17 protein-coding genes and 1 tRNA gene are annotated in these 24,643 nt (G+C 75.3%); 12 read left to right on the top strand and 6 right to left on the bottom strand.

Going from position 1 to position 24,643, the window contains the following annotated elements; all coding sequences use genetic code 11:
* Positions 1–68: 68 nt before the first annotated feature.
* On the top strand, positions 69–3,296 hold the full coding sequence (locus KKR89_RS12400; protein WP_251140884.1) for an ATP-dependent helicase: 3,228 nt from the start codon (positions 69–71) through the stop codon (positions 3,294–3,296).
* Positions 3,293–6,844 carry an ATP-dependent helicase gene (locus KKR89_RS12395; RefSeq protein ID WP_208195608.1) on the top strand — a complete coding sequence of 1,184 codons (3,552 nt, stop codon included), beginning with the start codon at positions 3,293–3,295 and terminating at the stop codon, positions 6,842–6,844. The genes KKR89_RS12400 and KKR89_RS12395 overlap by 4 nt, the downstream gene beginning before the upstream one ends.
* 18 nt (positions 6,845–6,862) lie before the next feature.
* On the opposite strand, the gene KKR89_RS12390 is transcribed toward KKR89_RS12395, so the two are convergent.
* Positions 6,863–7,801 (bottom strand): phosphotransferase, encoded by a 939-nt coding sequence (locus KKR89_RS12390; RefSeq protein ID WP_208195607.1) that lies wholly within the window; start codon positions 7,799–7,801, stop codon positions 6,863–6,865.
* Between the two features lie 148 nt (positions 7,802–7,949).
* Here KKR89_RS12390 and nudC point away from each other — a divergent pair, with 148 nt between their 5' ends.
* A complete protein-coding gene (gene nudC / locus KKR89_RS12385) occupies positions 7,950–8,951 on the top strand; it encodes an NAD(+) diphosphatase (RefSeq protein WP_208195606.1) in 1,002 nt (333 codons plus the stop codon).
* A 53-nt stretch (positions 8,952–9,004) separates the two neighbouring features.
* Here the strand turns inward: nudC and KKR89_RS12380 are convergent, their stop codons facing one another.
* Positions 9,005–9,265, bottom strand: a complete 261-nt coding sequence (locus tag KKR89_RS12380) for a mycoredoxin (RefSeq protein ID WP_208195605.1) — start codon at positions 9,263–9,265, stop codon at positions 9,005–9,007.
* Positions 9,266–9,345: 80 nt separating this feature from the next.
* Between KKR89_RS12380 and KKR89_RS12375 the strand changes: the two genes are divergently transcribed.
* Together KKR89_RS12375 and KKR89_RS12370 are read left to right on the top strand one after the other, a co-directional pair.
* The gene (locus KKR89_RS12375; protein ID WP_208195604.1) at positions 9,346–11,358 is read left to right on the top strand and encodes an ATP-dependent helicase; all 2,013 of its coding nucleotides are present in this window, start codon (positions 9,346–9,348) and stop codon (positions 11,356–11,358) included.
* A 409-nt stretch (positions 11,359–11,767) separates the two neighbouring features.
* Positions 11,768–12,109, top strand: coding sequence for a WhiB family transcriptional regulator (locus tag KKR89_RS12370; RefSeq protein ID WP_307802209.1), 342 nt, complete (start codon positions 11,768–11,770; stop codon positions 12,107–12,109).
* Between the two features lie 27 nt (positions 12,110–12,136).
* On the opposite strand, the gene KKR89_RS12365 is transcribed toward KKR89_RS12370, so the two are convergent.
* Positions 12,137–13,204 carry a TOMM precursor leader peptide-binding protein gene (locus KKR89_RS12365; RefSeq protein WP_208195602.1) on the bottom strand — a complete coding sequence of 356 codons (1,068 nt, stop codon included), beginning with the start codon at positions 13,202–13,204 and terminating at the stop codon, positions 12,137–12,139.
* 166 nt (positions 13,205–13,370) lie between these two features.
* Positions 13,371–13,529, bottom strand: coding sequence for a DUF5679 domain-containing protein (locus KKR89_RS12360; protein ID WP_013117687.1), 159 nt, complete (start codon positions 13,527–13,529; stop codon positions 13,371–13,373).
* Positions 13,530–13,779: 250 nt separating this feature from the next.
* Between KKR89_RS12360 and KKR89_RS12355 the strand changes: the two genes are divergently transcribed.
* The gene (locus KKR89_RS12355) at positions 13,780–14,406 is read left to right on the top strand and encodes a M48 metallopeptidase family protein (protein ID WP_208195781.1); all 627 of its coding nucleotides are present in this window, start codon (positions 13,780–13,782) and stop codon (positions 14,404–14,406) included.
* Here KKR89_RS12355 and KKR89_RS12350 read toward each other — a convergent pair.
* Positions 14,403–15,830: a zinc-dependent metalloprotease gene (locus KKR89_RS12350; protein WP_208195601.1), complete on the bottom strand. Its 1,428-nt coding sequence runs from the start codon at positions 15,828–15,830 to the stop codon at positions 14,403–14,405. The genes KKR89_RS12355 and KKR89_RS12350 overlap by 4 nt on opposite strands.
* Before the next feature lie 126 nt (positions 15,831–15,956).
* On the opposite strand from KKR89_RS12350, the gene KKR89_RS12345 reads away from it, so the two are divergent.
* Complete coding sequence (locus tag KKR89_RS12345) at positions 15,957–17,120, top strand: YlbL family protein (RefSeq protein ID WP_208195600.1); 1,164 nt, start codon at positions 15,957–15,959, stop codon at positions 17,118–17,120.
* A gap of 10 nt (positions 17,121–17,130) precedes the next feature.
* On the opposite strand, the gene KKR89_RS12340 is transcribed toward KKR89_RS12345, so the two are convergent.
* Positions 17,131–17,721, bottom strand: coding sequence for a PPA1309 family protein (locus KKR89_RS12340; protein WP_208195599.1), 591 nt, complete (start codon positions 17,719–17,721; stop codon positions 17,131–17,133).
* A gap of 101 nt (positions 17,722–17,822) precedes the next feature.
* Between KKR89_RS12340 and KKR89_RS12335 the strand changes: the two genes are divergently transcribed.
* From KKR89_RS12335 to KKR89_RS12310, 5 genes are all read left to right on the top strand, one after another.
* Entirely contained in the window at positions 17,823–20,837 is a 3,015-nt protein-coding gene (locus tag KKR89_RS12335) for a UPF0182 family membrane protein (RefSeq protein ID WP_208195780.1), read from the top strand.
* A gap of 197 nt (positions 20,838–21,034) precedes the next feature.
* Positions 21,035–22,018, top strand: coding sequence for a DMT family transporter (locus tag KKR89_RS12330; RefSeq protein ID WP_208195598.1), 984 nt, complete (start codon positions 21,035–21,037; stop codon positions 22,016–22,018).
* A gap of 19 nt (positions 22,019–22,037) precedes the next feature.
* Positions 22,038–22,111 (top strand) — tRNA-Met (locus tag KKR89_RS12325).
* Between the two features lie 435 nt (positions 22,112–22,546).
* A complete protein-coding gene (locus tag KKR89_RS12320; RefSeq protein WP_208195597.1) occupies positions 22,547–22,777 on the top strand; it encodes a helix-turn-helix domain-containing protein in 231 nt (76 codons plus the stop codon).
* Positions 22,774–23,811 carry a serine hydrolase domain-containing protein gene (locus KKR89_RS12310; protein WP_243882243.1) on the top strand — a complete coding sequence of 346 codons (1,038 nt, stop codon included), beginning with the start codon at positions 22,774–22,776 and terminating at the stop codon, positions 23,809–23,811. Before KKR89_RS12320 ends, KKR89_RS12310 begins: the two co-directional genes overlap by 4 nt.
* Positions 23,812–24,643 lie beyond the last annotated feature (832 nt).

The following is a 24,643-nucleotide window of genomic DNA, read 5'->3' as shown; positions in this document are numbered from 1 at the left end:
TTCGGGGTGCGTGCCCTCGCGGCGCGTGCCTGCCGGGGATGTCGGTGGGGCGTGATGTGATCGGGCCCGTGACGACGGCACCGACGACCAGGCTCGTGGCGGCGCCCCTCGTCGAGCGCGCGGCGCTCGGCGCGGCGGCCCGGCCCCGGCTGGACGATCGGCAGCGCGAGGTCGTCGAGCGCGTCGCCGCCGGTACCGACCACGCGCTGCTCGTCACCGGGGCACCCGGCACGGGCCGCACGACCGTCGCCCTCGAGGCCGCGGCCGCGGCCGTGGCAGCGGGGCTCGCGCCCGACGACGTGCTGGTGCTGGCGGCGAGCCGCCGTGCGGCGGCCGACCTGCGCGACCGCCTCGCGGTGCGTCTGGGGCGCACGGCGGGCCGGCCGCTCGTGCAGACGGCGGCTGCCGTCGCGTTCGCGGTGCTCCGCGCGCGTGCGGGCGCGCTCGGCGAGCCGACGCCGGTGCTGGTGTCGGGGCCCGAGCAGGACCTGGCGCTGGCCGAGCTGCTGGCCGGGCACGCGTCGGGGGAGGTCCCCGGGCCCGCGTGGCCGCCCGGCGTCCCGGAGGCGGCGCTGGGGACCCGCGCGTTCCGGGACGAGCTGCGCGACCTGCTGATGCGGGCGGCCGAGCGCGGTCTGGCGCCGACGGACCTGGCGGCGCTCGGGCGGCGCGAGCAGCGTCCCGCGTGGACCGCGGCGGCCCGCGTGTACGAGGAGTACCTGGACGTGATGGCGCTCGCGACGGCCACGCCCGACGCGGGCGAGCGCCTCGACCCCGCGGTCGTGGTGGACGCGGCCGTCGCCGCGCTGCGCGGCTGGGACGACGAGGTGCCGGGCGTGCCGTGCCCGCGGCGGCGGCTCGTCGTCGTCGACGACCACCAGGAGAGCACCGCGGCCACCGCGCGGCTGCTGCGGGCCTTCGCCGACGGCGGCGCGCGGCTCCTGCTGCTCGGGGACCCCGACGTGGCGGTGCAGACGTTCCGCGGCGCGCAGCCGTCGCTCGTCGCGCGGGCGACCGCGGCGGGCCCGGGCGAGCACGCGGCCGAGCACGTGGTCCTGCGGACGGTGTGGCGGCAGAGCGCTCCGCTGCGCGACGTCACCGCGCGCATCACCGAGCGCGTCGCCGCGTCGGGCACGGTCGCGCACCGCCGGGCGGTCGTCCCGCAGGACCGCGCGCAGGGCCCCGCGCCCCGCGTCGCAGTGCTGCCCAGCGCGGCGCAGGAGGCCGCCTGGGTCGCGCACCGCCTGCGCCGCGCGCACCTGCAGGGCGGTGTCCCGTGGGACGAGATGGCCGTGCTCGCGCGCTCGGGGGGCCGCGTGACGGCGGTCCGGCGCGCCCTCGCGCAGGCCGGTGTCCCCGTCCGCGTCGTCGGGAGCGACGTGCCGCTGCGCGACGAGCCGGCCGTGCGGCCGCTGCTCGACGCGGTGCGCGTCGCGCTGCAGCCCGATGCCCTGGACGCCGAGGTCGCGGCCCGGCTCGCGTGCTCGCCCCTGGGGGGCCTGGACGCCGTGGGCCTGCGCCGCGTGCGCCGCGCGCTCCGGGCCGAGGAGCTCGCGGGCGGCGGGGGCCGGTCGAGCGACGTGCTCCTCGTCGAGGCGCTCGCGGCGCCCGACCGTGCCGCGACGCTCGAGCCGCACGTGGGGCGGCCGGTGCAGCGTCTGGCGCAGCTGCTGCAGGCGGGGCGCGACGCGGCCGCGCTGCCCGGCGCGGACGTGCAGGCGGTCCTGTGGGCGGTGTGGGACCGCGCGGGACTCGCCGAGCCGTGGCGGCGTGCGGCCCTCGCCGGCGGCTCCGGCGGCGAGCGTGCCGACCGTGACCTCGACGCGGTCCTCGCGCTGTTCCGTGCAGCGGAGACCTTCGTCGAGCGCATGCCGCAGGCGACGCCGCGCGCGTTCGTCGACTGGGTGATGGCGCAGGACCTGCCCGCGGACTCGCTGGCAGCGGCGTCGCGCGCGGCGGGCGTCAGCGTGCTCACCCCGGCCGGTGCCGCCGGCGGGTCGTGGGAGGTCGTCGCGGTGGTCGGCGTCCAGGAGGGCGTGTGGCCCGACCTGCGGCTGCGCGACTCGCTGCTCGGTGCGCAGACGCTGGTCGACGTCCTGGCCGGTCGCGCGACGGCCGGCGGCCCGGGCGAGGAGCACGCGCGGGCCGCGCGCGGTGCGGTGCTGGCCGACGAGCTGCGCACCTTCGCGCTGGCGTGCTCGCGTGCGCGCACGCACCTGATGGTGACGGCGGTCGACGACCAGGACGCGACGCCGTCGCCGTTCCTCGACCTCGTGCAGCCCGGCTCCGACGACGACGGGCCGGACCCCCGGCGGACCAGCGCGCCCGCACCGCTCGACCTGCGTGGGCTCGTCGCCCGGCTGCGGGCGGCGCTCGAGCGCGCGGCGGCGCAGGGCGGGACCGACACGGCCGCGGCGCGGACGCTCGCGCGTCTCGCCGCCCACGGCGTCCCCGGCGCGGACCCCGCGTCCTGGTTCGGCCTCCCCGAGTCGTCGAGCGACGAGCCGCTGTGGCCGGCGGACGCGAAGGTGCCGGTGTCGCCCTCGCGTCTGGAGACGGCGCAGCGCTGCACGCTGCGGTGGGCGCTCGAGGCGGCGGGGGGCACTCCCGCGTCCTCCGCCCAGCAGTCCCTCGGGACGCTCGTGCACGCCATCGCGCAGGAGCACCCGACGGCGGACCTGCCGGCACTGCGCGCCGAGCTCGACCGTCGCTGGCACGAGCTCGGGCTGGGGGAGGGCTGGCCCGCGGTCTCGGCACGGCGCAAGGCCGACGCCATGGTCGCGCGGCTGGCCGCCTACCTGCGCGACGCCGGCGAGCCGGTGCTCGTGGAGGCGCCCTTCACGCTCGAGACGGACCGTGCCGTCGTGCGGGGGTCGGTCGACCGCATCGAGCGCGCGGTCGCCGAGGGCGACGGCGCACCCGGCGCCGTGGAGGTCGTCGACCTCAAGACCGGCACCCGCGTGCCCACCCTGGCGCAGGCCGCGGAGCACGCCCAGCTCGGCGCCTACCAGCTGGCGGTCGACGCGGGCGCCGTCCCGGGGCTCGAGCCGGGGACGCACAGCGTCGCCGCGCGGCTCGTCCACCTCGCGCAGGGCTCCGGCGGGCCCACGCAGCGCCGGCAGGACGCGCTGGGTCCGCAGGACGGGGGTCCGAGCTGGGCGCGCGCGCTCGTCGACGACGTCGCCGACCGCATGGCGGCCTCGAGCTTCGAGGCGCGCGCGAACGACCTGTGCGACCGCTGCTCCGTGCGCCGCGCGTGCCCGCTGCGCGGCGAGGGCGGACAGGTGGTCGCGTGAGCACCGACGTCGTGCCGGCCGTCGCGGGCCTGTCGGCCCTGCGGATCGCGCAGCTGGTCGGCCAGCACCCGCCGACCGAGGAGCAGCGGGCCGTCATCGAGGCACCCCTGCGCCCGTCGCTCGTCGTCGCGGGTGCCGGGTCGGGCAAGACCGAGACGATGGCGGCACGGGTCGTGTGGCTCGTCGCCAACGGGCTGGTCGCCCCGGACCAGGTGCTCGGCCTGACGTTCACGCGCAAGGCGGCCGGCGAGCTGTCGGAGCGGGTGCGTCGCCGGCTGCGCGGGCTGGTGCGCGCGGCGGCGGCGGAGGGCGTCGCGCTGCCGACGGGTGCGGACGTCGTCGACGAGCTGGCACGGCCGCACGTGTCGACCTACCACGCGTACGCGGCGTCCCTCGTGACCGACCACGCGCTGCGCCTCGGCGTGGAGCCCGGTGCCCGGCTGCTGGGCGAGGCCGCGCAGTGGCAGCTCGCGTCGCAGGTCGTCGAGTCGTGGTCCGGCGACCTCGACACGTCGGCCGCGACGTCGACCGTCGTCGACGCCGTGCTCGCGCTGTCGGGTGCCCTCGACGAGCACCTGCTGGACCCCGCGAGCGCCCGCGACGGCATCGAGTCGCTCGTCGCGAGCCTCGAGGCGACGCCCGCCGGCACGCCGCCGCGTGCGCCCTACGCCAAGGTGCGCGAGCTCGTGGCCTCCCTCGGGGAGCGCTCGCGCGTGCTGGACCTCGTCGCCGACTACCGTGCTCGCAAGCGCGCCGCCGACAGTCTCGACTTCGGGGACCAGGTGGCGCTCGCGGCACGCATCGCACGCGACGTCTCCGAGGTGGGTGCCGGCGAGCGGGACCGGTTCCGCGTCGTGCTGCTCGACGAGTACCAGGACACGTCCTACGCGCAGCTCGTCCTGCTCCAGGCGCTCTTCACGGCGGGTCATCCCGTGACCGCGGTCGGCGACCCGCACCAGTCGATCTACGGCTGGCGCGGCGCCAGCCCGGGCGGGCTCGCACGCTTCCCTGCGGCGTTCCCCGTCGTGGAGACCGCACCTGACGGCCGCGAGCGGCGCCGTCCCGCCGACGTCGTCCCGCTGTCGACCTCGTGGCGCAACGACGTCGCGATCCTGGACGCCGCCAACGCGGTGGCCGCACCGCTGCGCACGGGCGGGGCACGCGTCGACGTCCCGCGCCTGGCCCCGCGCCCGGGAGCGGGGGACGGCACCGTCCAGGCGCTCGTGGCGACGACGGTCGAGGACGAGGCTGACGCCGTCGCGGCGTGGGTCGCGCGGCGGTGGCGCCCCGCGCTGCACCCGGCGGGACGGCGCACGGCGGCGGTGCTGTGCCGCAAGCGCTCGCAGTTCGAGCCGCTGCGCCGCGCCCTGCGGGCCGCCGGCCTGCCCGTCGAGGTCGTCGGGCTGGGCGGTCTGCTGGCGACCCCCGAGGTCGTGGACCTGGTCGCGGTGCTGCAGGCGGCGTACGACCCGACGCGGGGCGACGCCGTGGTCCGGCTGCTGACGGGCGCGCGGACGCGGCTCGGCGCGGCGGACCTGCACGCGCTGGGGGAGTGGGCGCGCCTCGGGGCGCGGCCGGCGGGCGCGCGTCCCCCGGGAGGTGCCGGTGTCGAGGCCGACGTCGTCGACGAGCGCAGCCTCGTCGACGCGCTGGACGACCCGCCGCCGCCCGGGTGGCGCAGCCCCGCCGGACGCGTGGTGAGCGCGGAGGGTCGACGCAGGCTCACCGACCTGGCCATGGTCCTGCGCGCCGTCCGCGCGCAGCAGGGCCTGTCGCTGCCCGAGCTCGTCGGGGAGGCCGAGCGGCTGTTCGGTCTCGACATCGAGGTGCAGGCGCGCGCCGACGTCCCACCGGGCCGTGCGCGCGCCCACCTCGACGCGTTCGCGGACGTCGCCGCCGAGTTCGCGCGCGGCGCGGACCGTCCCACGCTGGGTGCGTTCCTCGCCTGGCTCGAGGCCGCCGACGCGCGCGAGGACGGGCTGGAGCTGCCGGTGACCGAGCCGGACCCCGACGCCGTCCAGGTCACGACCGTGCACGCGGCGAAGGGGCTGGAGTGGGACGCCGTCGCGGTCGCGGGCATGGTCGACGGCGGCCTGCCGGCGACGGCGATGCTCGGCAAGGACGGGCCCAAGGACTCCGCGTGGCTCACGGGCCTCGGTGTGCTGCCGTACCCGTTGCGCGGCGACGCCGACGACCTGCCCCGGCTCGAGTGCGCGGGCGCCGAGTCGCCCAAGGAGCTCGCGGAGCGCCTCGACAGGTTCCGGCTGGACGCCGGTGACCACGAGGTCGCCGAGGAGCGCCGGCTCGCGTACGTCGCGCTGACGCGGGCGCGCGAGGCGCTGCTGCTCTCGGCCGCGTACTGGGGCGAGCCCAAGACGCCGCGCCGGCTGTCGCCGTTCCTCACCGAGCTCGTCGACGCGGGTCTCGTCGACGTGGTGGCGCACGCCGAGGCGCCCGACGCGGGCACCCCCAACCCGCGCGGCGCGTCGACGCCGACCGCGGTGTGGCCCGCGGACCCGTTCGCGCGCGACGGTGCCGCACCGCGCCGCGCCGCGGTCACGGCCGCTGCCGAGGCCGTGCGTGCCGCGCTGGCCGACCTGCCCCAGGGTGGCGGATCGCCGACGGCCACGGACGCGGACGCCCGGCCGACCTTCGACGCCGGGGCGACGCTCGGTGCGGACCCGAGCCTCGGCCCGGGCACAGCCGGCGCCTCGGACGTCGCGACCGCGTCACGTCAGGGCGAGGACTGGGACGTGCTCGCGGACCGGCTCCTTGCCGAGCAGGCCGCGCGGCGCCGTGGTGACGCACGCGTCGCGCTGCCGGCCCACCTGTCGGCGTCGTCGCTCGTGCGCCTCGACGCCCATCCCGAGCAGTTCGCACTCGGCCTGCGCCGTCCCGTCCCGCGCGAGCCGTCTCCTCAGGCGCGTCGCGGCACCGCGTTCCACGCCTGGGTGGAGGCCTGGTACGGGCAGGCGACCCTGGTCGACGTCGACGACCTGCCCGGCGCCGACGACGACGTCCTGCCGGGCGACCCGGGCCAGGCGGAGCTGCGCGCCGCCTTCCTGCGGACCCCGTGGGCGCACCGGTCGCCGGTGGCGGTGGAGGTCGACGTCGAGACCACGATCGGCGGGTACGTCCTGCGCTCCCGCATCGACGCCGTCTTCGCCGACCCCGACCGGCCGGACGTGCCGGGAGCCGTCGTGGTGGTCGACTGGAAGACGGGTTCGCCGCCCCGGAGCACCGCGGACCGCGCGTCGCGCGACCTTCAGCTGGCGGTGTACCGCATCGCCTGGGCGCGCCTGACGGGCACCGACCCGGACCTGGTGCGGGCGGCGTTCTGCTACGTGGGGGCCGGTCTCACCGTGGTCCCGGAGGAGCTGCCGGGGGAGGCGGAGGTGGCGCGCCTGCTCGCCGACGCCGCGCCCGGGGCGGCGAGCGTGCGCCCGGCCGCCGGTCCCGGCCCCGACGGCCGCCCGCCGGGGCAGCGCGGTGCGCGGCGTGGTCCCACGCCGGGCGCGACGGCCTCCCGGCGCCGCAGGAGCGGCTGAGCGGGGGCGACCCGTGCGCTAGGTGTACTGGCCCGCGGCCTCGTCGACCAGGGTGTGCTCCTCGAGGTCGCGGAGCATCTGCACCGCGTCGTCGACGACGTCCTGGCGGTGCGCGCGGACCCCGTGCAGCAGCCACCGCGCGAGCGCCAGCTCGCCCGCGAGCAGGGCGCGGTCGGCGAGGTGCGGGTCCGTCAGCTCGGTGCGGCGCAGCAGGTAGGCCTCGAGGATGGCGTCGACCGCGTCGTGCGGTGCGGCGACCAGCAACCACGACAGGTCGTCGGCGGGATCGGCGACCATCGTCGAGCCCCAGCCGAGCACGCCGGCCACGGCGCCGTCGGCCACGAGCAGGTGGTTGCTCGACAGGTCGCCGTGCACGACGGTCGGGCGGAAGCGCCACATCGCGACGTCCTCGAGCAGCTCCTCCCAGCGGCGCAGCAGCGACGGCGGGACCAGACCGGTCCGGGCGGCCTCGTCGACCTCCGCCTGCCGGCGCTCCCGGTACCCGGCGGCGTCGTAGACGGGCAGCCCGACGTTCTCGACGACGGAGGTCGGCAGCTCGTGGATGGCGGCGACGGCGCGTCCCACGGCCGCAGCGAGGCCCGGTCCAGGACGCAGCGTCTCGAGCTGCAGGGCGCGGCCGGGAAGCTCGCGGTGCACGCTCGCGCGCCCACCCTCCGGCAGGTGCGCGAAGCCGACGGGACGCGGGACCGCGAACGGCAGCCGGCCGTCGTCGACCAGCGTGCCCAGCGCGTCGAGCAGGGCGACCTCGGCCTCGAGCGCGGCCCCGGCGGCCGGGTGCTGCGGTGCCCGCACGACCCAGCGCTGGCGCACGGAGTCGACCACCACGGCCACGTCGAAGTCCGCCCCCGGGTGCACGGGGCGCCGCACGTCGTACGCGTCGAGACCCGGGACGGCGACGGTCGCGAGAGCGGCGAGTGCGAGCGGCGAACGGTTCACGACCGCAAGCGTAGGTCCCAGTGCTCGCCGCACGGCCACGACGCGCGGTGTGTCGGCGTCCGGTTCGTCCTGCGGTGGCCGGGTGGTGACCGGGGGGGGCGGCCGGGCGCGCGACGGCGCGGCCGGGGCCCGAGGCGGGCCGCGTAGCGTGGCGGGCGTGACCCACCACGTCCTGTCCGGCCTCCCGCTCGCGCGTTCGACGGTGCCTCGTGCGGCGCACCTGCGCGAGGTCCCGCACGTCGTCGCCGACGCGCTCGCCGACCCGCGCACACGCGTCCTGGCGGTCCGCGACGGGGGCCTGCTGCTCACCGACGACGGGCGCGTCCGCTGGCTCGACCCCGCGTCGGCCGGTGCGCTGATCGCCGCGGGCGACCCCGACGCCGGGATGCCGGGTCCCACGTCGGACGCCTGGCTGCTGCTGGGCGAGCAGGACGACGGCACGCGGGTCCTGGCCCTGCGCCTGCCGGACCAGCACCCGCTGACGGCGGGCGGCGAGCCGGCGGACGTCCTGGTCCACCTGTCCGACGGACCGGCGGGGCCCGGGGGCTGGGCGTCGCTGCGCGCCGTGGGGGCGTCGCTCGACGCGCACGACGCGGGGCTGGCCACGGCGGCGGTCGCCCTGGACGCGTGGCACGACCGCCACCCCCGCTGCCCCCGGTGCGGCGCGCCGACCCGCGTCGCCCAAGCCGGCTGGTCCCGGGTCTGCGACGTCGACGGGTCCGAGCACTACCCGCGCACCGACCCGGCGGTCATCATGGCCGTCGTCGACGACGCGGACCGGCTCCTGCTCGGCCACGCGGCCGCGTGGCCCGCCGGACGCTGGTCGACCCTCGCCGGCTTCGTGGAGGCGGGCGAGTCCGCAGAGCAGGCCGTGCGGCGTGAGGTCCTCGAGGAGACGGGCGTCCTGGTCGGCGACGTCGCGTACGTGGGCAGCCAGCCGTGGCCGTTCCCCGCGTCGCTCATGCTCGGCTTCCGGGCGCGCGCGACGAGCACGCACGTCGAGGTCGACGGCGTCGAGATGGCCGACGCCCGGTGGTTCACGCGCGACGAGCTGACCGCCGCGGTCGACTCCGGCGAGGTGCTGCTGCCGGGCGGCGCGTCGATCGCACGCGCGCTCGTCGAGCAGTGGTGGTCACGCCCGGGAGCGTGACGCGGGCACGCCGCCCGTCCGACCCGTGCCGCCCGTCCGACCCGTGCCGCCCGTCAGACCCCGAGGCGCTCGCGCACCTGCGCGAGCGACGGGTTGGTGGCGGCGGACCCGTCGGGGAAGACGATGGTCGGCACGGTCTGGTTGCCGCCGTTGACGGTCTCGACGAACTGCGCGGCGTCGGGCTGCTGCTCGATGTCGATCACGTCGTAGGGGATGCCGACCGAGTCGAGCTGCTTGCGCAGCCGGTGGCAGTACCCGCACCAGGTCGTGGAGTACATCGTCACGCTGCCGGGGGCGGGGGTGGGGGGCGTCATGGTTCCTCGCAGGTGCTCGCTGTCGTGCCTTCCACAGATCCTCGCACGCGCTGTCGGTGGGGGCTGGGAGACTGTCCCCGATGTCTGCCGACTCCCTCCTCGACGCGCTCGACCCCGAGCAGCGCGCCGTCGCGACCGCCCTGACGGGTCCCGTCTGCGTGCTCGCAGGTGCGGGCACCGGCAAGACCCGCGCGATCACCCACCGCATCGCCTACGGCGTGCGCACCGGCGTCTACCGCCCGGCGTCGGTCCTGGCCGTGACGTTCACCGCCCGCGCGGCGGGTGAGATGCGGGTCCGGCTGCGGGACCTCGGTGCCTCCGGCGTCCAGGCGCGCACGTTCCACGCCGCCGCGCTGCGCCAGCTCGGCCACTTCTGGCCCCGCGTCGTGGGCGGCGCGCCGCCGCGCCTCGCCGAACAGAAGGCGACGCTCGTCGCGGAGGCCGGGCGTCGGGTGGGCGTCGCGGTCGACCGCGTCACGGTGCGCGACCTCGCGGCCGAGATCGAGTGGTCCAAGGTGTCGCTCGTCACGGCGGAGGACTACGAGCGCGCGGCCGCGGCGGTGCGACGCCCGGCCCCGGCGGGCCAGGACGCGCAGGCGGTGGCCCGGCTCATGACGGCGTACGAGGACGTCAAGACCGAGCGGGGCGTCATCGACTTCGAGGACGTGCTCCTGCTGCTCGCCGCGATGCTCGCGCAGCGTGGCGAGGTCGCGGACGAGGTGCGGGCGCAGTACCGGCACTTCGTGGTCGACGAGTACCAGGACGTCAGCCCGCTGCAGCAGTACCTGCTGGACCAGTGGCTCGGGGGACGGCACGACGTGTGCGTCGTGGGGGACCCCAGCCAGACGATCTACTCGTTCGCCGGCGCGTCGCCCCACCACCTGCTGACTTTCGCCTCGAAGCACCCGGGCGCCCAGGTCGTGCGCCTGGTGCGGGACTACCGCTCGACCCCTCAGGTCGTCTCGCTGGCGAACCGCGTGCTGACGGCCACGCGCCGGCCGGGTGACCCCGTGCCGCTGCACCTGGTCGCGCAGCAGCCCGACGGCCCCCAGGTGCGGTTCACCGCGTACGACGACGACGACGCGGAGGCGGCCGGCATCGCTGCGCGCGCCGCGCGGCTCGTCGCGGCCGGCGTCCCGGCGAGCGAGATCGCGGTCCTGTACCGCACCAACGTGCAGTCGGAGGCCTTCGAGCAGGCGCTGGCAGCCGCCGGTGTCGGGTACCAGGTGCGCGGCGGCACACGCTTCTTCGCCCGCCGCGACGTGCGTGACGCGCTCGTCCTGCTCCGCGGCGGCGCGCGGTCCGCCGACCGGGACGTCCCCCTCGGGCAGACCGTGCGCGACATCCTCACCTCCGTCGGCTGGTCGCCGCAGCCCCCGTCCGCACGCGGTGCGGCGCGCGAGCGGTGGGACGCGATGCAGGCGCTCGTCGGCCTCGCCGACGACATGGTCGCGCTGCGCGCCGAGGCGACGCTCCCGGACCTCGTGGCGGAGCTCGACGACCGCGCGTCGGCCCAGCACGCCCCGACGGTCGACGGCGTGACGCTCGCGTCCCTGCACGCCGCGAAGGGTCTGGAGTGGGACGCGGTCTTCCTCGCGGGCCTGTCCGACGGGCTCCTCCCGATCTCGCTCGCGCAGACCGAGGCCGCCGTGTCCGAGGAGCGGCGCCTGCTGTACGTCGGCGTGACGCGTGCGCGTCGCCACCTGGAGATGTCGTACGCCGCGGCGCGCACCCCCGGGTCGCGCGCCTCGCGCTCGCGCTCGCGGTTCCTCGCCGGGCTGTGGCCCGGCGAGGAACCGCGCCGCGGTGCGGGGGGCCGCGCCTCGGCGGCCGCCGACCCGGTGGTGCTCGACCGGTTGCGGCAGTGGCGCGCGCAGGTGGCCGACGAGCGCGGAGTCCCCGCGTTCCGCGTGCTGCCGGACGTGGCGCTCGAGGCGGTCGCGGCGGCGATGCCGACGCAGCCGGCCGACCTGCGGTACGTGCAGGGCCTGGGCCAGACGCGCCTGCGCGAGTACGGCGACGACCTGCTGCGGGTGGTCGCCGACGAGCCCGTCGGGCGACCCGACGGCGGCGTCGGGACGAAGTTCCGTTAATTGCTTGTGACGCCGTGACGGGCCGCCCTAGGGTGGTCACGTCCTTGTTCGCGGGGTGCTGCCGAAGAGGCGGGACCCGACCCTGGAGAGGAGGTGCTGCACCGTGGAGATCAACACGATCGTCAAGCCGTCGTGGCGTCATGAGTACACGCGCGTCCTCGCACCCACCGGCGGCACCTTCCAGGGGATCGCTGTGCCCATGTCCGGGCGCACGCGCCGTCCTCGCCCCGTGACGTTCGGCACCGATCTCGGTCACAGGACTCCGTAGCACCAGCCTCAGCACGCAGGCAGGCCGCGGAGTCCGAACTCGGATCCGCGGCCTCTCTCGTATCTCCGGTCTCCACCGGGGGCAGAGCGGGCCCGATCCGGCACCCACAGCTCACCCTCGCAAGGACACCAGGAGGACATCGTGCGGCTCACGACGCTGCTCGACAACGTGAACCAGGGCGGATCCGGCCCCTGGCCCACCAGCAGCACCGCCACGACGAACGACCAGTTCGACCGGATGGTCGCGGACCTCATCCCGTGCCGGTCCTACGACGCCGAGCTGTGGTTCGCGGAGCGCCAGGCCGATGTGGAGCAGGCGAAGGCCCTGTGCCGCGAGTGCCCGCTCATCGAGGGCTGCCTCGCGGGTGCCGTCGAGCGCGCCGAGCCGTGGGGCGTGTGGGGCGGGCAGGTCTTCGTCGGTGGCGTGATCGTGGCCACCAAGCGCGGCCGTGGCCGGCCGCGGAAGGACGCGAGCGCCGCCTGACCGGCCCCGACGCCGGGCCGCGCGAGGTCACCCCTCGTGCGGCCCGGCCTCGGCGGACCGCGGGAGCCGACGGCAGCCGCACGCGGGGTGCACCGCCCAGCGTCGCTCGCGGGCGACGAGGTCCGGCAGGGCCAGCTCGACGGTCGCGCCGCACAGCGACGGCGTCGTCCCGGCGAGCAGGGCCAGCACCTGCGCCGCGGCCAGGGCCGCGCACGCCCCCGCGAGGACCCCCACCTCGCCGGGCGGTGTCGCCCCCGGACGGCTGCCGCGTGTCAGCGCGCCCAGTACCGCGGGCCAGCCGCGGTCGACGTCGGTGCGGTGCAGGTCGAGGCACCGCAGGCACGGGTCGGTCCCGGGGCGCACGAACGGACCGACCAGCGCGTCGGCCGTGCGCACGACGACCGACAGGTGCGGCAGGTCCTCGCCCATGAGCCGCACCGCGCGCACGGGGTCGGCGGCCTCGTGCTCCACGACGACGACGACCCCCGGGACGCCGTCGCCGTCCGTGCGCACGCCGGGCGACGCCTCGCGCAGCAGGCGGCGTGCGGCCACCACGCGCGGCGTCCCCACGTCCGCCCACCGGTGCGTCCCGGCGGCGACGTCGGGCGAGCGCACGGGGGCGTCGTCGTCGAGCAGCAGGCCGCCGACGCCGGCGACGGCCAGCTGCCGGGCCACCCCCAGCCCGGTGGGGCCGAGGCCGACGACGCCGACGACGGCGCGGGCGCGCGCTGCGACGACGGCATCACCCGTGGCGTCGGGCAGCAGGAGCGACCACGCGGTGGCGTCGGCAGCGGCCGGACCGTGGACGGCCGTGGTCGCGTCGGGCCGCGCACGGGTGAGCCCCGCCCGACGCAGCTCGGCGACGGTCGCCGCGACCAACTCGGCGTCGAGGCCCGCGGCACGGGCCTTGTCCGCCAGGCGCGTGAGGTCCGTCGTGTCGTCGACCTGCGACCACAGCACGGCCTCGGCCGGGGCGAGCCCCGTGAGGCGCACGGCCCAGCGCGGGTCGGTGCCCACCTGCACCTCGTCGTCCGCGCGTGGCAGGACACGCAGCCCGGGTCGCAGCAGCACGTCGTCGCGGGTCGGCCGGCTCATCGCGACACGATGGCACCGTGCGGTGCGACGCGTCGGCCGTCGTCCACAGGCCGTATCCCGGGCGACGCACGGCGGGCGCCCCGGACGCGACGAGGGCACCGTCGCGCGCGACGGTGCCCTCGTGGTCGGTCGTGGTCGGGCGCGTGGCCCGCCCTGGCCCGAGGTGTCAGGCCTTGCCGAGGATCCGGTTGAGCTTGGTGCCGCAGACCGGGCACACGGCCTTGGCCATCCGTCGACCGGACTCCGAGACGACGACCTCGCCCTCGGTCTCCCGCTTCTCCTTGCACTTCACGCAGTAGAACTCGCCCGCCCAGGTGTCGGCCATGTGGTCCCTCCTCGTGCTCCTCACCGAGCGGTGGCATCGCGCCCGGGGCAGGGACCATGACGGCCTCCGTGCGGTCACACAGTAGTGCGCGCCTCGCGTGCCCACCGGCCGTCCGCGCCGCGTCGTGCGGCGCAGGCGGGTGAAGCGGGGTGTCGCCGCAGCGCCGGCCCTGCGGGCGCGCTAGCGTGCCAGAGTGCCGACTTCGCGCGAGGCGACGCCGCGCGACCCTGCACGTCCTGAGCGCTCGGCGCTGCCGGCGGCGGGGACGCACGACGACACCGCTGAGCCGCCCGTCGTGGAGGTGCGGCGCTCCCGGCGCCGCGCCCGTACCGTCAGCGCGTGGCGCGAGGGCGGCCGCACGATCGTGGCGATCCCGGCCCGGTTCACGCGGGCGCAGGAGCGCGAGTGGGTGGGCCGCATGGTCGAGCGGCTGGCTGCGCAGGAGCGCCGCCGCCGACCGTCGGACGCGCAGCTCGTGGCGCGCGCGACCGAGCTCTCCCGGCGGTACCTGGCCGGGCGCGCGGTGCCCACGAGCGTGCGGTGGTCCTCCAACCAGGGCAGGCGCTGGGGCTCCTGCACCCCGGCCGAGGGCACCATCCGGATCTCCGACAGGGTGCAGGGCATGCCGCGGTGGGTCCTCGACTACGTGCTCCTGCACGAGCTCGCGCACCTGCTCCAGCCCGGGCACGGCGAGGCGTTCTGGGCCGAGATCGCGAGCTATCCCCACACGCAGCGCGCCCGGGGCTTCCTCGAGGGGTACGCGTTCGCGCGGGACGGTGCCGAGGACGGCGACGTGCCCGACGAGCCCGTCGACGACGACACTGACACGCCCGTCGACGGGCTCCGGGTCGACGGGCTCCAGGTCGACGGGCTCTAGGCGGGGCTCGTGCCGTCGTCCTCGCCGGGGGTCTCCGCGGCGTCGAGGATCTGCGCGAGCGCACGGTCCAGGTCGGCGGACTCGTCCACCTCGGCCCGGCGACGCGCGTCGTAGCCGCTGGGGTCGTCGAGGTCCTCGGAGGTGGGGACCAGGTCGGGGTGCGCCCACACGGCGTCACGCCCGGAGACGTCGCGCGTGCTGGTCAGGTGCGCCCAGACGGTCGCCGCGTCGCGCAGCCGCCGGGGGCGCAGCTCGAGCCCGACGAGGCTCGCGAACGTCTGCTCGGCGGGACCGCCCGCGGCACGCCGGCGACGCACCATCTCGCGCAGCGCCGGCGCGTGCGGCAGGTGCGGCGCCGCGGCGGTCGTGGCGACCTCGTCGACCCAGCCCTCGACCAGCGCGAGCGCGTGCTCGAGCCGCGCGAGCGCCGCCTGCTGCGCGGGCGTCGTCTGAGGGGCGAACACGCCGCCGGACAGCGCCTCCTGCAGCGCCGCAGGGTCCGTGGGGTCGATCGCCGACACGGCCTCCTCGAGGTGGTCCACGTCGATCGCGATGCCGCGGGCGTACTCCGCGACCGCGTCGAGCAGGTGCGCGCGCAGCCACGGCACGTGGGCGAACAACCGGCTCGCGGCCGCCTCGCGCAGCGCGAGGTACAGCCGGACCTCCTCGACGGGCGCGTCGAGGCCCTCGGCGAACGCGTCGACGTTGGCAGCCACGAGCGCGGGCACCGGACGCTCGAGCAGCGGCAGACCGATGTCGGTGGTGCCGAACACCTCGCGCGCGAGCGTGCCGGCAGCCTGCCCGACCTGCAGCCCGAAGACCGCGGAGCCCAGGCCGCGCAGCATCTGCGTGGGGTCGCCCCCGAGGCCACCCGCGGGCGGCCCGTCGGGGAACCGCTCGCCCATCTCGCCGATCGCCGGGCCGAGCGCGTCGGCCAGCGCCGCCGACAGGGACGACGCGACCGGCTCGGTCAGCGTCCGCCACGTCGGCAGGGTCGCCTCCACCCACTCGGCGCGGCTCCAGGCGTGCGACGTTCCGACAGCCGGCGGGAGGTCCGTCGCGGCGTCGAGCCACAGCTCCGCGACCGACAGCGCGTCGCGCACGTCCTTGACGCGGCCCGGCGAGAGCGCGGGGTCACCGCCCACCGCTGCCTGCTGGCGCGCGAGGTCGTGGGCCATCTGCCAGTTCACGCTCTCGTCGCCGGAGCTGGCGAGCAGCTGCTGCATCTGAGCGAGCGCCTGCTGCAGCGCGACCGGGTCCGTGGGCAGGCCCGACGCGGCAGCCATGGCGGCCGGGTCCACGCCCATCTCGCGCATCTCGCGGATCGCGTCGTCGGCCGCGGGGCCGAGCATCGCACGGAGCATCTGCTCCCACTGCGGTGCTCCGCCGGGGCCGTCGGCGGCGGCAGGGACGTCGGGGGTCATGCGGGCCTCCTGGGTGGCCGGGGGAGCACCACGGTAACCACGTCCCGACGCGGCCGAACCTGCACGGGGCCACGGTTCGCTCTGGGCGCACACGCGTCGTGCGTCGTCGGTCCGTGCCGGTGGGGGATGATCGTTCCCGTGCTCGACGACCTGCCGACGGACGACCCCGCCGACGACCTGCGCCCGCGCGACGCCGCGCAGGACGCGGTCGAACCCGACCACGGGTCCCCGCAGCCCCGCCCCACGCCGCGTGCCGTGGTCCAGTCGTTCGGCATGCTCGCCGCGGCCGTCCTCGTGGGCGTGCTCGCGGTGATGCCCGCGCCCTACGCGGTCAACGGTCCCGGTCCCACGACGGACGTGCTGGGCGAGGTCGACGGCGAGCCCCTCATCGAGGTCGAGGGAGCGTCGACGTACCCCTCGACGGGCGAGCTGCGGCTGACGACCATCTCCGGCGTCGGCGGCCCGGGGTACCCCGCGTACCTGCTCAACGTGCTGCGCGGCTGGCTCTCGCCGGCGTCCGTGGTGCGGCCCGTGGAGGACGTCTACCCGCAGGACGCCTCGCGCGAGGAGATCGAGGAGTCCAACGCCGGGCTCATGGTCTCCTCGCAGGAGAACGCGGCCGTGGCGGCGCTGACGGAGCTCGGCCTCGAGGTCCCGGCCACGCTCGTGGTCGCCGGGACGGTCGAGGGGACGGACGCCGAGGGCAAGCTCGAGGAGGGCGACGTCCTGACCGCGATGGACGGCGAGGCGCTGCCGGACTACCAGTCGCTGGTGGCCCGCCTCGCGGAGGTCGAGCCCGGCGACACGGTGACGTTGACGGTCACGCGCCACTCGCGCACCGTGGACGTGCCCGTGGTGACTGGCGAGCGCGAGGGCGGCGGCGCCCAGATCGGGGTGTTCATCGACCCGTCGTTCGACATGCCGGTCGACGTGAGCATCAACATCGAGGGCATCGGCGGGCCCAGTGCCGGGACGATGTTCGCGCTCGGGCTGGTCGACCTGCTGACGCCGGAGGACGAGGCGAACGGTCAGGTGATCGCCGGGACGGGCACGATCGACGTGACCGGCGCGGTCGGCCCGATCGGCGGGATCCGCCAGAAGCTGGCGGGCGCGGTGCGCGACGGGGCGGAGTGGTTCCTGGCGCCGTCGGACAACTGCGACGAGGTCGTCGGCCACGTGCCCGACGGACTGCGGGTCGTCGAGGTCTCGACGCTGCACGAGGCCCGCGAGGCGATGGTCGCGATCGGTGCGGGCGAGGGCGAGGACCTGCCGACCTGCACGGCCGGCTGACCCGCTGCGCTCACTCGAGCGTGGCGCGCACCGCCGCGACCAGACCGGGCACCAGGTCGGGCCCGTCGCCGACGGCGTCGTCGCTGTCGTGCGCGCGCGTGCGGACGGCGCACCACGACGGGCCGCCGCGCAGCACCGCCACCGCGAGCCGCACGTCCTGACGTTGCGGGTGTGCCAGCAGCGCCGCGACCGCCGCGTCGGGGTCGCTCGGCAGGTCGTCCTCGGCGCCCGGGGGCAGGACGACGCGCTCGACGGTCACGGCGGCGCCGTGGACGGTCGGCGGCCACGTCAGGCCGCCCAGCAGCGCCTCGAGGTCGTCGGCGGCGGGCAGCCCCTCCTGCTCGACCGAGGTCAGGTGCTGGTCGTCGGCGAGCGCGGCCGCGAGGACCTCGGGGGCGAGCTGGTCGGCGAGGCCGGGCTCGGCCGCGAGCGCCTCCTGCGTGCGCACGAGGGCGAACACCCGCACGGGTGCGTCCCAGCCGGCGGCGGCGACGTGGTGCTCGACCTCGCGGACCGCGTCGGCCAGGGCGCGGCGGGCGCGTGCCTCGGGTGCGGCGTCGAGGGACGGGGGCGGGGTGGGGCTCGTGCTCACGCGCCCCATCGTCCCACCCGTGTGGGAACCTGGGGGCCGTCACGCCCGTTCGTCTGGTCAGGCGCGTGTCGCGCCCCAGCCGCCCGCCCAACATCGAGGACCGCAACGCTGTGACCTTCGCCTCCCCGCCCCGCCCTCGACCTGTCGCGCCTCGCCGCCGCGGCCCCCTGGTCCCGACACTGATCACGCTCGCCGTGCTCGTCGTGCTGCTCCTGGTCCTCGCGCAGGTCTGGACCGAGGTGCTCTGGTACTCGCAGCTCGGGTTCACCGAGGTCCTGCGCACCGAGTGGGTGACGCGCGGCCTGCTGTTCGTGGCCGGCTTCGCGGTCATGGCCGCGGGCGTCGGCTTCTCGCTCAACTACGGCTACCGCGCCCGTCCGGTCTACGCGCCGTCGACGCAGGAGCAGGCCAACCTGGACCAGTACCGCGAGGCCATCGAGCCGTTGCGCCGGCTCGTCCTCGTGGTCGGCCCGGTCGTCCTCGGCCTGTTCGCGGGCGGTGCGGCATCCCAGCAGTGGAGCACCGTCCAGCTCTGGCTCAAGGGCGAGCCGGTCGGCGTGAAGGACCCGCAGTGGGGTGTCGACCTGGGCTTCTACCTGTTCACGCTGCCGGGTCTGCGGTTCGTCGTGTCGTTCCTCATGGCGGTCCTGGTGCTCTCGACGGTGGCGGCCGTCGCCACGCACTACCTGTACGGCGGCCTGCGGATCGGTGGCGGTGCGGGCGGTCCGCGGACGACGCGCGCCGCGCGCGTGCACCTGTCGGTGCTGGGCGCGCTCGTGCTGCTGCTCGTCGCCGCCAGCTACTGGCTCGACCGGTACTCGATCCTCACGAAGCAGCAGACCGGTGAGCAGCGCTGGCAGGGCGCCGGCTTCACCGACGTGCACGCGGTGATCCCGTCGAAGGCGATCCTGGCCGTCGCGGCCGTGGTCGTCGCAGCCGCGTTCGTCGCGACCGCGTTCAGCGGCAACTGGCGCCTGCCGGCGATCGGCGTCGGCCTCATGGTCGTCGCGGCGATCGTCGTCGGTGGCGTGTACCCCGCGATCGTGCAGCGGTTCCAGGTGCAGCCGAACCAGCAGGACGCGGAGTCGGAGTACATCCAGCGCAACATCGACGCCACGCTGGCGGCCTACGACCTCGACGACGTCGAGATCAGCGAGTACGACGCGAACGTCACGGCCGAGCCCGGTGCGCTGCGCGAGAACGCCGAGACCACCGCGTCCATCCGGCTGCTCGACCCCAACATCGTCTCGCCGTCGTTCAAGCAGCTGCAGCAGATCCGCGGGTTCTACGACTTCCCCGACTCGCTGTCGGTCGACCGCTACATGATCGACGGCGAGAGCCGTGACACGGTCATCGCGGTCCGCGAGCTCGACCTCGACGGCCTCAACGCGGGGCAGCGCAACTGGACCAACGACACCACGGTGTACACCCACGGGTTCGGTGTCGTGGCCGCGTACGGCAACACGCGCGGCGCGCGTGGCGCGCCCGCCTTCTGGGAGGGCGGCATCCCCTCGCAGGGCGCGCTGGGCGAGTACGAGCCGCGCATCTACTTCGGTCAGTCGTCGCCCGAGTACTCGATCGTCGGCGGGCCCGAGGGCACGGACGGCTGGGAGTTCGACTACCCGGACGACGACACGGGCACCGGGTCGGTGCCGTACCGCTTCCCGACGGAGGAGGACTCCGCCGGCCCGTCGGTCGGCGGGCTGTGGAACAAGGCCCTGTACGCGCTGAAGTTCGGCGACGAGCAGATCCTGTTCTCCGAGCGCGTGAACGAGAGCTCGCAGATCCTCTACGACCGGGACCCGCGGGACCGTGTCGCGAAGATCGCGCCGTACCTCGACCTCGACGGTCGCGTGTACCCGGCCGTCGTGGACGGTCGCGTCAAGTGGATCATCGACGGCTACACGACGTCGGACCAGTACCCGTACGCCGCCGTCCGCTCGCTCGAGGACGCGACGACGGACTCGCTCACCGAGCGCAGCAGCACCGTGCAGGCGCTGCTGCCCAAGCAGGTCAACTACATCCGCAACTCGGTGAAGGCCACGGTGGACGCCTACGACGGCTCGGTCGACCTGTACGCGTGGGACACCGAGGACCCGATCCTGCAGGCGTGGACGAAGGTCTTCCCGACGTCGCTGCAGCCGATGTCCGAGATCTCGGGCGACCTCATGAGCCACATCCGGTACCCGGAGGACCTGTTCAAGGTCCAGCGGGCGCTGCTGGGGCAGTACCACGTCACCAACGCGGCGGGCTTCTTCTCCGGGAACGACTTCTGGCAGAACCCGGGCGACCCGACGGCGACCAACTCCGACGTGCCGCAGCCGCCGTACTACCTGACGTTGCAGATGCCGGGGGAGGACGAGGCGACGTTCTCGCTGATGTCGACGTTCATCCCGGGGGGCGGCAACGCCCGCAACGTCCTCACCGGGTACCTCGCGGTGGACGCCGAGGCCGGCAACACGCCGGGCGAGGTCTCCGAGACGTACGGCAAGATGCGCCTGCTCGAGCTGCCACGCGACTCCACCGTGCCCGGGCCCGGCCAGGCCAGCGCCAACTTCACGGCCGACCCGCGGGTGTCCAACGAGCTGAACATCCTGCAGCGCGGTGACTCCACGGTGCGGCGCGGCAACCTGCTGACGCTGCCGGTGGGCGGCGGTCTGCTGTACGTGCAGCCCGTGTACGTGCAGGCGGCCAGCGGGACGACGTTCCCCCTGCTGCAGCGCGTGCTGGTCTCGTTCGGTGACGAGATCGGGTTCGCCGAGACGCTCGACGGTGCGCTCGACCAGGTGTTCGGCGGTGACTCCGGTGCGGACGCCGGGGACGCCGGGGCCGAACCGGTGCCCGCCCCGGGTGGGGAGGACACCGGCGGGGAGGACACCGGTGACGAACCGACGGACGCGGCCACGCCGGCGCCGACCGACGCGGCCACGCCCGACGCCGGCGCGACGGCCGACCCGGACGCCCGCACGGCGCTGGACGAGGCGCTGCAGCGCGCACGCCAGGCGATCGCCGACGGCCAGGAGGCGCTCGCGGAGCAGGACTTCGCCGCGTACGGCGAGGCGCAGGACCGCCTCGACCAGGCGATCGCCGACGCGATCGCCGCGGAGGAGCGACTGGCGGGCTGACCGCCCCCGACGCCCGCCCACCCGCCCTCGAGGCGCGGTGCGGCGGGTGTCGTCGTGCCCGGGTGCGGTCGGCGCGGCGCGCGGCGGGGCCGGTGTGACGGCGCCGACGGCCGCCCGACCCGGTGTGACGCAGATCCGGCGGTCGATGGCGGTGTTGCGGCTGTCGCGATGTCGGTGCCGTGAGGGACCCTCGGGGCGTGACCGCTGACAACCGCGTCCTCGCCCAGTACCTCGGCGGGGCGCTCGTGTGGGGCTCGAGCTTCCTGTTCATGAAGGTGGGGCTGGACGGGCTCTCGCCTGCGCAGGTCGCCCTCTCGCGACTGCTGCTGGGTGCGCTCACGCTCGTCGTCGTCATGGCCGTGGCGCGTCGGCCGTGGCCGCGCGACCGGCGCACGTGGGGGCACCTGACCGTGCTGGGCGTGCTGCTGTGCCTCGTCCCGTACCTGCTGTTCGCGTGGGCGGGCCAGCACCTCGCGTCCGGCCTGTCGAGCATCTTCAACGCGACGACGCCGCTCATGACCGCGGCGGCCGTCGCGGTGCTGCTGCCCGTCGAGCGGCTCACGGCCGTGCAGCGCGTGGGGCTCGCCGTGGGTGGCATGGGCGTCGTCGTCGTGGTGGGACCGTGGGCGTACCTCGCGGACGTGGCCACGGCCGCGCCGCTGCCCGCCGTGCTCGCGTGCCTGGGTGCGACCGCCTGCTACGGCCTGGGCACGACGTACCAGCGCCGGTTCGTCGTGCCGCTGCGGCTGCCTCCGGAGACCGTGGCCGCCGGGCAGGTGAGCGCAGGTGCGCTGCTCCTGACCCTCGCATCGCCCCTGGTCGCGACCGGACCGGTGCACCTGACCTGGCCTGTGGTCCTGTCCATGGTCGCGCTCGGGGCGCTCGGGACCGGTCTGGCGTACGTGTGGATGGCGCGCATCATCGACGCCTGGGGCCCGCAGCGGGCGTCCACCGTCACGTACCTGACGCCGCTGGTCGGTGTCCTGCTCGGGATCGTCCTGCTGGGCGAGCAGCTGCACTGGTACGAGCCCGTCGGTGGGCTCGTGGTCGTGCTCGGGGTGGTGATCGCGCAGCGTGCGCGCCCGCGTCCGGAGGTGGTCCGTCCGGGCGCGCCCGCCGACGCCGTGACGGCCGTCACGGCCCCTGACCAGGGAACCGATTTGGACGCCCGGCACACCTGACGTATGGTTAAGACACCGACGCGGGGTGGAGCAGCTCGGTAGCTCGCTGGGCTCATAACCCAGAGGTCGCAGGTTCAAATCCTGCCCCCGCTACTTGTGAAGTAGCAGTTCAGAGGCCCTTTCGATCTTCGGATCGGGAGGGCCTCTGGCGTTGGTGTGGGCAAACGGCGGGCTCTCAGCCCATTGTGGGACCGCGCCAGACCGATCCAGACCGCCAGGACTGGGGTCTCCAGCGGCGCTTGGCGGCTCGAGCGCCTCCTCCGTGGCATCCGATTGGCGGACGGCGGACAGCGGTGCCGCGCGCGGATGGAACGGGGCACGTCTAGCCGGTCGCCCGCTCCGCCGCGATCCGCTGCCCAACCTCCGGCGACGCGCTCGCCACGGCGGTCAATCCGCCCGACCGCGCGGTTTGACGCCCGTCCGCGGCGAGCAGCACGATCCGCGCGCGCTGCGCCAACCCGCCCGGATCGTCGGGTGGGCGTCAACATGAGTTGACCGTCTTCCCGAAAGTCAACTACGGTTGACTTCATGACCGATGTTGACCTTGCCCGTATCACCGGGAACAGCGATCCGCTCCAAGCACTGCGCGAGACCACCGCGCTGCGCCGCCGACTGGAAGGACACGAAGAGGTCCTGGTGCACCGCGCCCGCGTGTCAGGGACCACGTGGACGCAGATTGCCGAGGCGCTGGGCGTGTCGAAGCAGGCCGTTCACAAGAAGTACGGCGGCCGGCGCCTGTTCGGCCGGTCGGAGGCATGACGATGACGAACTCGCTCCTCGACGATCTGGCAGGACGAACAGCGGATCGACTCGGCGCCAAGCAGCGTGGTGTCGTCATGGTGGGCGCCCTGCACCGCGGGCACTCCGCAGTGCACGGCGCAGATCCCGGCACGTCGTTTGAGATCGGTTCCGTTACCAAGACGTTCACCGCGCTTGCCTTGGCCCAACTCGTCGTGCGCGGTGTCGTCGAGCTGGACCAACCGCTGAACGACCTCCTACCTCGCGACATCAAGGCTCCGGACCGCGGCGGTGAAGTCATCAGGCTGAGGCACTTGGCCTGCCACACTTCTGGTCTTCCAAGCCTGCCGAAGGGACTCCTGGCCCGGGGCCTGTTTCGATCCGACCCGTACGCCGGCTGTACAGGGGAACTCCTGATGGACGGATTGCGGCGCACCCGTCTGCGATCGGTGCCGGGCGCTCGCTTTCACTACTCCAACCTCGGTGCCGGCTTGCTGGGACTCGTCCTTGCACGCCGGACCGGCAATGACTACGACACGTTGGTTCAGGACGAGATCTGCCGGCCCTTGGGCATGAGCGACACCCGCGTGGGTCTGGACCCCGAAGGCTTAGCCCAGCTGGCCCCGGGCCATTCCCGCACGGGACGACCACGCCCACCCTGGCACCTGGCCGCCCTTGCGGGTGCCGGCGGCCTGCACTCCACGGTTCCCGATCTGCTCAAGTTCGCGCAGGCCCACCTCGGCCCCGCACCGGAGGCACTCGCCGAAGCCATCGCTCTAAATCGCGCCACCGCGCACCGCGTCAACGCGAGAGCCGCAATCCATCCCGGGTGGATCGGAACCAACCTGCCCCGCAGCCAGTATCCGGTCATGTTCCACAACGGTGGCACCGGCGGCTATCGCAGTCTGCTGGCAATAGCGCCTGAACACGACGCCGCAATCGTCATCCTCAACGCCAACAACCGATCTGTAGACCGTCCCGGCCTCGATCTGCTCAAGCAGATCATCGACGCAGGACCCGATCCCACCCTCGTCCCGGCCACCAACGTCGCTTGAACAACCGGGAGCCTGAAGCGGGCGAATTCGACCTCCTGCACAGCGGAGATGTTTGGTCCGAAGCGATCCACCGCCCTGAGTGGCATTCCCGGAGGGCTATTACATGCACGCACGCAAGCACGCACGGGACCTGGGACGGTCGGTGCCTCACCGATCCGGCCGTGCCGAAAGTCGGACGTTTCCCCCGGTTGTCGGCGGCGCCTTCGCTTGCCGACGCGACGCGGCTGCCTGACTCTCGGACCAGGACCTCGGGTGTCTCTCGCCGGCGTCGGCGTCGGCCTTCGAAGGGTCGGCACCGACCCTGGTCACTTTCGGTCGGCGACTTCCCGATCGTCGCCGCGGCCTCGTCACCCAGCTGTGCTCGTAGCGAGCTTGTCGGTGGTCATGACGGGCTACGACCGTGCAGGGTCAGCGCAGGGGAGTCCCTGCGGCGAGGGCGACGACAAGCAGCGCTGCCGCCACCCAGTCGACGGTGACACAGAAGGGTGGCCACCCGCGGGTGTAGGCCACAAATCCGGAGCGGTGCTGCCAGAGGTCCTTGAATCCATGGCGGCAGTCGAGCGCCTCGGTGCCCCACGTCGGTGGCGCGATGCCGAGCCGCGTCGTCAGCCCGGACCCACGGCGGGGGTAACGGTGCCACCGAGGCGTGCGACGGCCGCCTCTACGCGCGAGCGGAGGCGCTCGATCTGGTCGATCGCGTCGACGAGGCCCGAGGAGCGATCGGTCGACGGTGCCGGGATGGCCGGTTCGCTCAACGTCGGTCCTGACTGTGGGCGGTGACGGGGCGGACGCGCACCACCCAGGATGTCGGTCGTAGGACCACGGGTCCCGA

The sequence above is a fragment of the Cellulomonas dongxiuzhuiae genome (assembly GCF_018623035.1).
GTDB classification, from domain to species: domain Bacteria; phylum Actinomycetota; class Actinomycetes; order Actinomycetales; family Cellulomonadaceae; genus Cellulomonas; species Cellulomonas dongxiuzhuiae.
This window is presented reverse-complemented; position numbering and strand designations above follow the sequence as displayed.